Raw genomic sequence first — 12,635 nt, 5'->3', positions numbered from 1 at the left:
TTTTTTGGCTCTTATACTTGATCTACGTATACTGTCTTTATTCTTGTATAAAATTCTTTCGCCGCTTTTCCTTGTTCACGCGGTCCAGCACTAGAGTTTTTCATTCCGCCAAACGGAACTTGTGGTTCTGCTCCTGCAGTTTCTGAATTCACGTGTACCATTCCAACTTCCATATCATCAATAAACCTTTGCGATAAACTTAAATTATTCGTACAAATCGATGCACTTAGTCCATATTCTGTATCATTCGCTAAAGAAACTGCTTCTTCATAACTATTCACTTTAAATAAACATATAACTGGACCGAAAATCTCTTCTCTCGCAATGCGTGCATCTTTATCGACATTTTCAAAAATAGTCGGTAAAACATAGCACCCTCGCTGCAGTTCAGCTTCTTCCGGCACGCTGCCTCCATACAGTAAGGTAGCCTCTCCTTTTCCTACTTCAATCATCGATAAAATAGATTGCTGCTGCCCCTTGGAAACACATGGGCCCATAAATGTATCCGGTTCTAACGGGTTTCCAACTGTAAGAGCTTCCGTGCGCTGCAACAGTCGACCCTTGAACGCTTCATAAATGTCCTCTTCGACTATTACTCTACTTGTTGCAGTACATTTTTGCCCTGTTGACATAAACGCACCTTTTATCGCAATACTTACCGCCTTTTCAATATCGGCATCTTTTAATACAACTAACGGATTTTTTCCGCCCATTTCTAATTGTACCTTTTTCTGAGTTTCAACCGCTTCTTTTTGAATGATGTTTCCAACGTGATTAGAGCCAGTAAAGGATACCGCTTTTATATCCGGATTTCCCGTTAATTCTGCTCCAACTTCAGAACCTTTGCCGAATACACAATTTATAACGCCTGCCGGAATGCCCGCCTCATGAAAGGCATTTACAAGATGGTACACCGAGTTTGGCGTAACTTCAGCCGGCTTAATGACAATCGTATTTCCGTAAATTAGTGCCGGCGCCATTTTCCACGCTGGAATTGCAATCGGAAAGTTCCACGGCGTAATTAATCCAACTGGCCCTACTGCTACACGTTTACTGTAAAGCATTGTACTCTCATTAGCAGACGGGATGAGCTCTCCAATCGGCTGATTTGCTTCCCCTGCATAATATTCAAGAATGCTAATCGCTCGCTTCGTTTCTCCTATCCCTTCCGCAATCGTCTTTCCTTCTTCGCTTGTTACATCTAGACCAATTTCATTTACCTTTTCTTTCAAAATAGCTGCCGCTTTCCATAAATAACTTGCTCTTTCTTGAAACGATAACTTTTGCCATTTATGAAACGCTTCTTTCGCTGATGCAATTGCTACTCGTGTATCCTCTACTGAACTAAACGGAAATTCACCTAACACTTCCCCGTTATGCGGATTATAATTTTTCACGTATGCATTCGTGGAAGGCTCTCTCCACTCACCGTTTATATAATTGAAAAACTTCATTCCCCTGCCCCCATCATTTTTATTTTGATAGTTTCGCAATAGCAGCTTCTAAAATAGTAAGCCCTTCTTCAAGCTGTTCATCTGTTATAACGAGAGGTGGTAAGAAGCGAAGTACATTACTATAAATACCAGCGCTTATCGTAATGACCCCTTTACTATGCGTTTCCTTCATAATCGCTTTAACCTCTTCAGCTGCTGGCTCTTTCGTCTCTTTATTTTTTACAAGCTCGATTGCAGTCATAGCGCCAAGGCCCCTGACATCACCAATTAGTTCGTATTTATCTTTCCAGCTATTAAAGACTTCCATCATGCGCTCGCCAATTTCTACAGCGCGCTTCACTAAATTCTCTTCTTCGATTACATCTAAAACAGCTAATGCAGCCGCGCAAGCAGCCGGACTTCCTGAGAAAGTACCACCTAATTGACCTGGTCCAGGTGCATCCATCAAATCCGCTCTTCCTGTTATTGCGCTCAGCGGCATTCCAGCAGCGATTGATTTTGAAAATGTCATTAAATCAGGAGCTACGCCGAAATGATCCATTGCAAATAAGCTTCCCGTACGAGCAAAACCAGTTTGAATTTCATCTGCAATCATAATAATTCCATATTTATCACAAATATTTCGTACTCCTTGCATGAACGTAGTCGTCGGAACGATAAATCCACCTTCTCCTTGAAGCGGTTCCAAAATAATCGCAGCGATATTATCACTTGCTACCTCCTCTAACATAAAGCGTTCGAAATACGCTAAAATTTGCGCGTCTACTTCTTCTGGTGTCAGTCCTTCTTCAGCACGGTAATAATACGGATATGGTAATTTATATACTTCTGATGCAAACGGACCAAATCCATGCTTGTACGGTTTCACTTTACTTGTCAGTGACATCGTCAAAAGTGTACGCCCGTGATATGCACGCTCAAACGAAACAATCGCGCTTCTTCCAGTAGCTTTTCTAGCAATCTTCACCGCATTTTCTACTGCTTCCGCACCGCTATTCGCAAACATCGTTTTTTTCTTAAAATCACCTGGTGTTAACTCATTCAGTCTTTCCGCGAGTGTAATATAACTTTCATAAGGCGCTACATGAAAACAACTATGAATAGAAGATTCCACTTGATCTTGAATCGCCTTTACTACTTTAGGATGACAATGCCCAACATTTTGCATACCAATTCCGCCCGCAAAATCGATTAATTCATTGCCATCTACATCAGTAATAATCGCGCCTTTTGCTGATTGCACATACAACTCTGTAATATTGTAAGGCCCTTCTGGCACCGCATTTTTTCTTCTTTCATGTAATATGCTAGATTTTGTAGTTGTAATATCTTTCTTCTCTTTCAACATGGCACATACCCCTTTTCTTATTTTTCTTCTAAGCTAACTTCCGCATCTTTTATCATCGTAAAATCATTCAATTTTTGCTTATCGAACTTTCTAACTCTTAAAAAATAACTTATTATTACTAGAATCGTAGCTAATAATGTCATGTAAAACTGCATCCGCATATCTGCTATAAATGCTTGTGAAATAAATATCGTAATAATCATTAAAAGCGTTGCATATGTGAGATAAGGGAATAACCACATTTTCACTTTTAGCTTCCCAGCCCCTTCTTGTTCCCTTTCTCGTCTTAACTTGACATGCGAAACAGCAACGAACATATACATAAGCATCGTTACCCCGCCTGAACTATTCGCTAAAAACGCGAACAGTTTATCAGGAGATATAAATTTCAACATCGCGCAAATAAATGCAAATACGATACTTGCATATATCGCTACAACCGGTGTCCCTCTACTATTTAACCGTGAGAAACTAGCCGGAGCATCACCTTTTTTAGCAAGTGAAAATAACATACGTGAACTCGTATATATACCTGAGTTCATAACGGAAAGTAGTGATAAAAATACAACACCATTCATAATTTCTGCGGCTGCAGGTACCCCTGCCATATTAAATAAACTTGCATACGGAAGTTTTAATAACTCCTTATCCGTCCACGGAATAAACATAACTAAAACTGTTACCGACCCTACGAAAAAAAGCATAAGGCGCCATACTACACTATTAATAGCTCGTATAACATTCTTCTCTGGATTTTCCGATTCCCCGGCTGCAATAGCGGCGACTTCACTTCCTGATAAAGAGAAAGAAATAAATACAACGCTCAGTAAGACAGGGACAATTCCATTCGGGAAGAAACCACCGTGTTCCGTAATAATAGCGAGACTCGGTCTCTCTACTCCTGGAACAAGTCCAAAAAACATCGAAACTCCTAAAATTAAAAACGCAACAATCGCCACAACTTTAATAAACGCTAACCAATATTCAAACTCACCGTACAATTTTACTGAATATACATTCGTCATCGTCATTAAAAGGACCATACATAAACTTGCTAACCATGCTGGAACCGAAGGGAACCAATTGTTAATCATCACGCCTAAAAGCACCGCTTCGATTGCGATAATAATGACCCAGTTAAACCAATATAACCACCCAATCGTATACCCTGCCCACGGCCCAATTGCTTTGTTCGCGTACGTTGCGAAAGAACCGCTATCAGGATTTTCCGCTGCCATCTCTCCTAGCATCCGCATCACGAGCACAACCATTAAAGCGCCGATAATGTAGGACAAAATCGCTGCTGGACCCGTCGATTGAATAATCGTTCCACTTCCTACAAACAAACCGCCCCCGATAACACCGCCAATCGAAATCATCGTTATGTGCCGAGTTTTTAAATCCTTCTGTAACTCCTTTTTCTCTTTAGCCAAACAGTTCACCAACCCCTCCTACTTTTCTAGCAAAAATAAAAAGAGCCAGAAAAACAACGCATACAACTGCATTGAGTTTTACTGCCCCTATCCTTATGGCTCGTCCTCCTGCTAAGGAAGTTCAAGTGGAAAGAAGTTGTTCCTCTATTCATTTTCAAAAAGGCATCCGGGCTTACAGAGAGGCTAATCACTGTCATCCGATAATAAGTTAATCATAATACAAGTAGACTGAATATTCAATGTTCATTTTCGTAAATTTCATGAATAAAAAAAGAAAATTCTCTCGCCCCAGCACATATACTGTTCAAAAGAAAAAAGGAAGTGATCCAATGTATTACGGAACGAAAGGCTGGTACGTAGCTGAGCTTAAAAAATTAGGTGTTCGCTATCATGAAGGACGAAAACTAGAAAGTTACCGCGGACACGTATTACGCAATTTATTAATCGCACAACAAGAGACAACGAAAGAAGAATAATTTGATATCGGCTGATTCTCTGAATATATCGGCGATTCGACATGGAATATCGACTTATCGCCAAATCCCTCCTTCCATTCCACCAACCAATCACACATCAAGCTACAATAATACAAACCAAAAAAGGTCACCCAAACGGGTGACCTTTCTTTCCTATTCACAAACAAGAATTTGTCTAGAAAATGATCCTTTTCTTGTGATACAGCGGTCTGTAATTTCAAATCCCGCTTCATGAATCATGTCGTCCATTGTTTCCATCGTTACAACGACTACTTTTTTTGCAATGCGGCGCGCACTTGACAGAATCGAGAGTTGATCTTCTGGTGTTGCGTGCGTAAATAGGTCGTACGGCATATCGATAATTGCGACGTCGTAGTTCTCAGTAAGTTCTTCAATCGGGCCATTTGTTACTGTTCCTTCAAACCCGAAATGTGCGATGTTTTTTCTCGTTCCAAGAACCACAAGTGGATTTATATCTCTACCAACGATGTTAATCCCCATAGAAAGTGCTTCTACTACTACTGTTCCAATACCGCAGCACGGGTCAATAGCTCGTACTCCCTCTGGGTTCGGTACAGCGATATTTGCGACAGCTCTAGCAACACGTGTGCTCAGTGATGTCGAGTAGCTATGCGGTTTTTTTATGTGATGATACCAAACCGGATCACTTTCTACATAGTGTCCGAAGTACCAACGTCCGCCAAGAGGAACAATCCCGAATGCACGCTCTGGATTACGAACGTCTGCTTCTCCTTCAATATGCATGCCGAGGTCTCGCTCAATAAGACGTCTGTCTCCATATTCAATTTTATTCTCTCCAACAAGGTCATTAATCTTAACGAAGATGACTTTGAACGTCGCTCCCGCCAAGTCAATTTGTTCCACTTGTTCCAAAATGCTTTCTAAGTCGTCCCCTTCATACATAACCTCAACGCGCTCTTTAATAAACGGACTTCTACTCGGAGCAATCTTGACTTCACTTTTCAAAATATTAACGTGAGACTCCATCCCAAAGAACGAGCGCATTTCCAAGTAACATAAAGCACGCTCCTCTTCGCGAAACGCATATGTATATATACATGCAGGTGTTTTACTATGATTATTCAATCTATGATCATCCTTTATCGTTTTAAATTGTTATGATTACAATTACTCGAATACTATTTATATAAAATTAAATGATATCACATGCCCGAAATAAAGAGAAACCTTTATAATTCGTTTCACAAATAAAAGAGACTGCCTATTGGCAATCTCTTTTACTATTATCTCTATTAATTAACGGAAAGAAGATACGTTGTTACCCGTTTCTTCGTAGTAATCTAAAATACCTTGATAAATAGCTTCCGCTGCACTTTGTCTCTGTGCTGGTGTAGCTAGTTTATCTGCATCACTTTTATTATCTACAAATGCTAATTCTGCTAATACAGCTGGCATTGTATTTTCTCTAATTACGTATAAATCGCCTTTTTTCACACCACGATCTTTTGTTCCCAGTGCATCTACAAGACGCTCTTGAATTTTTTCTGCTAGTAAACGACTTTCTGATACGTTAGGATTTGTTCCTCTTGCTGTCGCTGATTCATAGTAGAACGTTTCTGTACCTTGTCCATTTTTACTTTCCGTACCATTACCATGGATACTTACAAAGATATCCCCATTATTTTTTTGAGCAAATTCTACACGTTTCTTTAAAGAATCAGAAGCACTTGTTCCTGGACGTGTATCATCTGTACGAGTGAATAACACAGTAAATGGTGTCTTTTTCTCAAATATTTTCTGTAATCGTAATGATACATCTAATACGGTTTGACTTTCTTTCTCATAATAACCTGGATTACCTGAATCCGCTCCACCATGACCTGGATCAATGATAATCGCTTTTCCTTCTAAGAAGTTACCTTGCTTCACTGGATTTAATTGGTTTTTATTAACCCATTGGAAACCAGCGCCCATGCGGATGCGAATCCAGCTGTCCTTCTCTTCAATAACAGTTACTTGTTGTGCGTTATGTGTTCCCATTACTTTTGAAGAAAAAGCTTCTGCATATGTAGTGAATCCTTCATTAATAGCTTCTGTTTTCTCTACTAAAGGTGTCCATTTATCACCGTTACTTGTTGCAATTTTGATCCATCCATCTCGCTCTTCTTTAATTTCAACCGTTTGTGGATTATGCTGATTTGCACTAATCCCAGAACCTAATGATGGTGCGTGATATGTAATGAATTTTCTATCTATGTACATTTTCTTTGTTTCTACTGGACGATCACTATTTTTGCTAAATTTATCTGTTTGCGCAGTAAGTTGAGCTGCTTGTTCACGCGTAATAGAATCATTCGGTTTCCAGCCATCCTCTGTACCTAAAGAAAGTTTTAATTCTACTAAAATATTAACTTCTTCTTTACCCCAATGATTTTCTAAATCAGCAAATTTTGTAGGCACTGGTCCTGTTACTTTGCTTTTCAAATTATATGCTCTTACAAGCATAGCTGCCATTTCAGCACGAGTTACTTTCCCTTCAGGATCAAATACTCCTGGTTCTCGCCCTTTAATAATATTCTCTTTTTCCATGGCTGCAATAAATGGGGCTGCCCAATTATTTTTTGCATCATTATAAGACGGCTTCGCGTTTGGATCTACTTTAGCACCAATTGCTGTTGCGATAATCTTTGCTGCCTGGGCACGTGTTAAATTTCCGTATGGCATAAAGTTACCATCTGGCATACCGTTAATTACATTTCTCTCTACTAAATAATAAATTGCGTCTTTCGACCACGCACTATCTGAAACATCAGGAAATTTCTTCGTTTCTGCTAAACTACTAATTGGATGTGCTAGTAAATTTGCTGCTAATAAGCCTGCGACTATTGCTTTGTACTTCATGAAAAATAAATCTCCTCTCAAAACTTCATATTCATGCAACTTTTTCAATCAATCTAACTAAAAAATATTAACTATCAATTAATTCCTTTCATAGTGTATAACATTATATATCTATAGTAAATACGTTTCCCGCCGTATAACGAAAATCGCATATATATAACTTGTAATGAATGTATATAAAGTAAAAAATTAGTCAGCCCGCAAATAGCGGGATAAAAAAGCGATTAGGACATGTCTCCTAATCGCTTCGCCAAATGAAAAGCTGATTAAAAATAGTATCTTTAATCAGCTCTCTATTATCTATGAAATTATTCTTCAATTAAATTAGACATTACATATGCATACACTAATGCTTCTGTATGAGCAATAGAACTTTCATGTGTACGTTCAAATGCGTGAGAAGAATCAATACCCGCTCCAATTAACGCATGTTTCACATCAAATCCCGCGCGAATCGCAGCTGATGCATCAGATCCGTAGTACGGATAAATATCTACTTTATATTCAATATTATTCGTTTTCGCAAGCTCTACTAAATGTTTACGTAAAGCGTAATGATACGGGCCGCTAGAGTCTTTTGCACAAATAGATACTGTATATTCATCAGATGTTTGTCCATCACCTAACGCCCCCATATCAACTGCTAAATATTCAACAGTTTCTTCTGGAATGTTAGAGTTACCGCCGTATCCAATCTCTTCATTATTAGAAATTAAGAAATGCGTCGTATATGGTAATGTTACGTTTTCATCTTGTAATCTTTTAATTAATTTTAATAAAATCGCAACACTTACTTTATCATCTAAATGACGTGATTTTATGTATCCACTCTCTGTAATTTGAACGCGCGGATCAAATGAAACGAAGTCTCCTACTTCAATTCCTAATTCGCGTACTTCATTTGCAGACGAGACACGCTCATCAATACGCACTTCAATGTTTTTCTCATCACGTTTCGCTTCACCTGCATTTTTGTATACATGTACAGATGTTTGATGCATTAAAATTGTTCCTGTATACGTCTTACCGCTTGACGTTTCAATTTCGCAATATTCTCCTTCTACAGAGTTCCAGCGAAATCCGCCAATCATAGATAAACGAAGACGACCGTCAGATTTAATTTCTTTTACCATCGCACCTAACGTATCAACATGAGCAGTTAATAAACGATGCTGCGCATCATTCTTCCCTTTTACCGTTAAAATAAGAGCACCCTTATTATTACGCTTCGTTTCTACATTCCACTCACTTACATAGTTTTCAATAAAATTAATAATTTTCGCCGTATTTCCAGATGGACTTGGAATAGAGACAAGCTCTTTAATTAATTCCATCGTTTCTTTTACATGATGTGCCATTGTCGTTTCCTCCTCTTTTTTTCTACTATTTAGTATACAAAATTCTCCAGAAAACCTCTACTTATATGGCTTAATTTTCTAAATTGTAGTAAAATTCTTTTAGTATACAAAAGGAGTCGTGAGATATGAATATATCAAAAAAATATATACACATTGCACTCATTTGGTTTTTAGCATCATTACTTTGTTTACAAGTCTCTTATGCCGTTCATACTACTACTTCTATTACAATCGGCTGGATATTAACAGCTATATTCTTCATTATTAGCTTCATTGCAACAAAAAAGCATAGCATTACTCGTTAACACTATACTTTTCCTATGAAACTATTCTTCCGAAACGTCTAATAAATAAATCCCTCTTTCAAATCCACCGCGCTCTACTTCTTTTTTCTTACGAAGGCGTTCTACATCTTCAATCGATGCACCTTCTGCACGTGCTAATGAGATGATAACTTCTAGCGCATCTGCAAGAGAATCTATTGCATGTTCGCGTTCTTTCATAGAAGCAAATTCACGAATTTCTTCCGTTCCAATTTTCGCTAAAGCTTGTATGTATGCTTGCCCTGTTAATTTTTGTGCTGTATATGTTTTTCCAGACATTAAAATCTTCTCTGGAACACGATCTCTTACTAACTTGTTATATGCTGACATCATTCATCCTCCTATGTTTAATAACACCCGAGCTCTGCTTTATAGAAAAACCATTCCTTCTTCACACATGCACTAATCATATCAATTCCTGATCCATGTGCTCTTACATGCGGAAAGAAATAGTGCTCTGAGTCTTCTTCCTTACCGTATAAGGTTTGATACTCATCAGGAATCGCCTCTTTTTTCACATCCCGTTCTTTCTTCACTTCACCAGAGAAAGCAACAGTTGGATGTCCTTCAAAGAATAATGCAGTCCGTACCGTAAGAGATGGTGTACTATGCAAAGCATAATATGTAAGTAAAATCATAACGATAACACCGATAATTTTCTCCATTTATTACTCCTAAAAAAAGTGCTAACACAATTATACTAAAATGTGTTAGCACTTTCTTCCCTTTATCTCGAATTAACGGGCAGTAAGACTAATAATCCGCGGGGGATAAACAAATCCCCACGGATTAAAGTTTCACTTTATTCCCCTTTAAATGCTGGTAAACGTTTTTCTAGAAAAGCAGCAATACCTTCTTTATGGTCCGCTGTTTGTCTCATCGCATATTGACCACGCTTTTCAAGCTGAAGCGTTTGTTCTAAATTAGAACGATTTACTTCACATAAAATTTGTTTCGTTTGAATCATCGCCTTGATTGGTTTGTGTAACCATTCATTAATTTTTTGCTTCACAGCCGTTTGGAAATTCTCACCGATTACTTCATCAATTAAACCGATATCTAGCGCTTCTGTCGCTGATAATTTCTTCCCTTCCCAAATGATCTTCTTCGTCATATTTTCACCGACGCGCTTTTGAAGGAAGAAATGGCCACCACCGTCTGGAATTAAAGCGATTCCAATAAAGTTCATCGCAATAACTGATGATATATCTGCCATGACATAATCAGCTGTTAATGCAATACTTAATCCAAGTCCAGCAGTTGGTCCATGAATTGCACTAATAACAAGCTTTGGCATCGTATATAACGTCACCACGATTTCAGAAATTGTATTCATGATGCCTTCAAACTTACTTTCATCATTACTTGAAAGCATTGATTTAATATCTCCACCCGCAGAAAAACCACGGCCACTTCCGCATAACACAACAACGTGAACGGAACTTTCCGCTACTTCTTTCAGCTTTTGTAATAACTCTTTTAACGTTGGTTCATCTAGTGCATTTAAAACCTCTGGGCGATTGACCATAACCGTTGCTACGCGCCCTTCATATTTCACAACAACAGATTCTGTTTTACTTGTTACTTCCATTATATATACCCCTCTTTTCCACATGAAGATTATACTTATATAATTATAGAAAGCATGTTAAAAATCCTTCTTTTTTCTTAATTTTCTGTCTAATATTCTCGTAATTTGTATATATCTCCGTATAAAACATCCAATTTCGTTAAAAAATATAGAAATTAAAGTCGGTTTATCAATATTTTTCATCTATTTACCATTACAATGAAATGGTGTATTCTTAATTTTGATGCGAAAAAATAAATATTGAAATTCATTCGCCTTATTATGTAAATAGGCTTTTATACACATCCCTTGGATGCTGAAATAAAGGAATGAAGAAATGGAGGAACATATGGTTACTAAGTTGAAACAAACGGATAACTACTTCCCGCATTTCCTATTGCTATTCATTGTGTTTCAACCAATTTTAGATTTATTAACATCTTTTTCAATCTATGTATTACACATGAGCGCAACAGTTGGAATCGTAGTCCGTTTCGCCTTTATGCTTCTTGCATTAGGTTATCTACTTCTTCATAGAAAACAACCTGGAGCGAAAAAGTACATTCTCTATTTATGTCTACTCGGGATTGTACTCACAATTGGCCTTGTAAATAATTTGATGGTCAAATCCCCAGTTTCATTTGGCGAGGAAGTTAAATTTATTTTAAAAAGTATATATCCAATTGTGCTACTGTTTGGATATATTATCGTATTTAAAGAGTTGAAAAATAAAGAATATGCGTTTCATAAAATCATTACATATTTCTTATATGCAACTTTAATTTTCAGCATCACACTGATTGTTGCAATGCAAACTGGTACAGATTTCCCAAGTTACCCTCACTCAAAGATCGGTTCAAGAGGTTGGTTCTTTGCTGGAAATGATTTAAGTTCTATTTTTGCAATTATGTTCCCAATCATTGTCTTATATTCAATTCATAAAACAACTTCTTTCTCGAAAATCTATTACTGGATTCCAACAATACTTGCGATATATGCAAGTATTATGGTCGGAACGAAAGTAGGATATGGTGCAATTGTTCTAACGCTTGGCGTGGCACTTTTATTCTCATTCATTGAATATATGGTTCATCGCAAAAAAGAAGGTAAAGGATTCACATATCTCGTAAATACAGTTGTTGCCGCTATTGTTTTAGGGGGTTTAATTGCACTTACACCACATACTCCTATTGCAAAAAATATGGGCATCCACATGCAAATATACGAATACAAAAAATCAGTACAAGAAGAAAAAGATAGAAAAGAAGGAAAAGTAATTAAAGAAGACCCGGGCGAAGCAAAAAAACACGCAAAAGGTGAGCTAACAGACTCTGAGGTCAAAAGTTTAATTTACAGTGATCGCGATAAGTTTTTAAAAGTATATAAACAATACTATAAAGACTCACCACTATCACAAAAATTATTCGGAATGGGCTATGCTGGTAACTATACTGATAAAATTAAGTTAATTGAAATGGACTTCCATGACCTATTTTTCGCCTTTGGAATTGTCGGTTTCCTTATTTACTTAATACCACTTCTATACTTTGGTATTAAATTATTCATCCACATGATCACAAACTTTAAGAAAATCATAACCGTAAAGTATATGCTATTAGCGAGCACACTCATTCTATCACTTGGCATTGGCTTTATGTCTGGCCACGTATTAACAGCGCCAGCCGTTAGTATTTTCTTCGTTGTTATACTCGCTTATATCATTGTTGATTTTGAAATTAAATAAAAAAGAAGGTGCTACGAAAAGTCAGTAGCACCTTCTTTTTTATTTA

Annotated in this window: 12 protein-coding genes; 3 read left to right on the top strand and 9 right to left on the bottom strand. The window is 37.5% G+C overall.

The features are described 5' to 3' along the window. Window positions 1-11 precede the first annotated feature (11 nt). Genes ACFVQC_RS09470 through ACFVQC_RS09460 form a run of 3 tightly spaced genes read right to left on the bottom strand, consistent with a single transcriptional unit; the run spans window position 12 to window position 4,244 of the window. A complete protein-coding gene (locus ACFVQC_RS09470; protein WP_377893497.1) occupies window positions 12-1,454 on the bottom strand; it encodes an aldehyde dehydrogenase family protein in 1,443 nt (480 codons plus the stop codon). Between the two features lie 19 nt (window positions 1,455-1,473). Next, the gene (gabT, locus tag ACFVQC_RS09465; RefSeq protein ID WP_377893495.1) at window positions 1,474-2,802 is read right to left on the bottom strand and encodes a 4-aminobutyrate--2-oxoglutarate transaminase; all 1,329 of its coding nucleotides are present in this window, start codon (window positions 2,800-2,802) and stop codon (window positions 1,474-1,476) included. A gap of 17 nt (window positions 2,803-2,819) precedes the next feature. Then, entirely contained in the window at window positions 2,820-4,244 is a 1,425-nt protein-coding gene (locus ACFVQC_RS09460; RefSeq protein WP_377893493.1) for an amino acid permease, read from the bottom strand. Window positions 4,245-4,495: 251 nt separating this feature from the next. Between ACFVQC_RS09460 and ACFVQC_RS09455 the strand changes: the two genes are divergently transcribed. Further along, window positions 4,496-4,711, top strand: coding sequence for a YflJ family protein (locus ACFVQC_RS09455; RefSeq protein WP_377893538.1), 216 nt, complete (start codon window positions 4,496-4,498; stop codon window positions 4,709-4,711). Window positions 4,712-4,864: 153 nt separating this feature from the next. On the opposite strand, the gene ACFVQC_RS09450 is transcribed toward ACFVQC_RS09455, so the two are convergent. The 3 genes from ACFVQC_RS09450 to ACFVQC_RS09440 all read right to left on the bottom strand — a co-directional run bounded on the left by ACFVQC_RS09450 (window position 4,865) and on the right by ACFVQC_RS09440 (window position 8,952). Continuing rightward, entirely contained in the window at window positions 4,865-5,818 is a 954-nt protein-coding gene (locus tag ACFVQC_RS09450; RefSeq protein ID WP_002087319.1) for a TRM11 family SAM-dependent methyltransferase, read from the bottom strand. Between the two features lie 171 nt (window positions 5,819-5,989). After that, window positions 5,990-7,594, bottom strand: a complete 1,605-nt coding sequence (locus ACFVQC_RS09445) for an N-acetylmuramoyl-L-alanine amidase (protein ID WP_377898215.1) — start codon at window positions 7,592-7,594, stop codon at window positions 5,990-5,992. Between the two features lie 308 nt (window positions 7,595-7,902). Then, complete coding sequence (locus ACFVQC_RS09440) at window positions 7,903-8,952, bottom strand: M42 family metallopeptidase (protein WP_377898214.1); 1,050 nt, start codon at window positions 8,950-8,952, stop codon at window positions 7,903-7,905. 125 nt (window positions 8,953-9,077) lie between these two features. Between ACFVQC_RS09440 and ACFVQC_RS09435 the strand changes: the two genes are divergently transcribed. Further along, window positions 9,078-9,257 (top strand): hypothetical protein, encoded by a 180-nt coding sequence (locus tag ACFVQC_RS09435; RefSeq protein WP_377898213.1) that lies wholly within the window; start codon window positions 9,078-9,080, stop codon window positions 9,255-9,257. 21 nt (window positions 9,258-9,278) lie between these two features. Here ACFVQC_RS09435 and ACFVQC_RS09430 read toward each other — a convergent pair whose 3' ends face one another. From ACFVQC_RS09430 to ACFVQC_RS09420, 3 genes are all read right to left on the bottom strand, one after another. Further along, a complete protein-coding gene (locus tag ACFVQC_RS09430; protein WP_377898212.1) occupies window positions 9,279-9,605 on the bottom strand; it encodes a phosphoribosyl-ATP pyrophosphohydrolase in 327 nt (108 codons plus the stop codon). A gap of 17 nt (window positions 9,606-9,622) precedes the next feature. Then, the gene (locus ACFVQC_RS09425) at window positions 9,623-9,940 is read right to left on the bottom strand and encodes a hypothetical protein (RefSeq protein WP_377898211.1); all 318 of its coding nucleotides are present in this window, start codon (window positions 9,938-9,940) and stop codon (window positions 9,623-9,625) included. 137 nt (window positions 9,941-10,077) lie between these two features. Beyond that, window positions 10,078-10,866, bottom strand: a complete 789-nt coding sequence (locus ACFVQC_RS09420; protein WP_377893485.1) for an enoyl-CoA hydratase — start codon at window positions 10,864-10,866, stop codon at window positions 10,078-10,080. 328 nt (window positions 10,867-11,194) lie between these two features. Here ACFVQC_RS09420 and ACFVQC_RS09415 point away from each other — a divergent pair, with 328 nt between their 5' ends. Beyond that, window positions 11,195-12,589 carry an O-antigen ligase family protein gene (locus ACFVQC_RS09415; protein WP_377898210.1) on the top strand — a complete coding sequence of 465 codons (1,395 nt, stop codon included), beginning with the start codon at window positions 11,195-11,197 and terminating at the stop codon, window positions 12,587-12,589. The last annotated feature ends 46 nt before the right edge of the window (window positions 12,590-12,635 follow it).

Source organism: Bacillus sp. NPDC057893 (genome assembly GCF_042796455.1).
GTDB lineage: Bacteria > Bacillota > Bacilli > Bacillales > Bacillaceae_G > Bacillus_A.
Note: the sequence above shows the minus strand (reverse complement) of the source record. Positions and strands in the feature narration are given on the sequence as shown.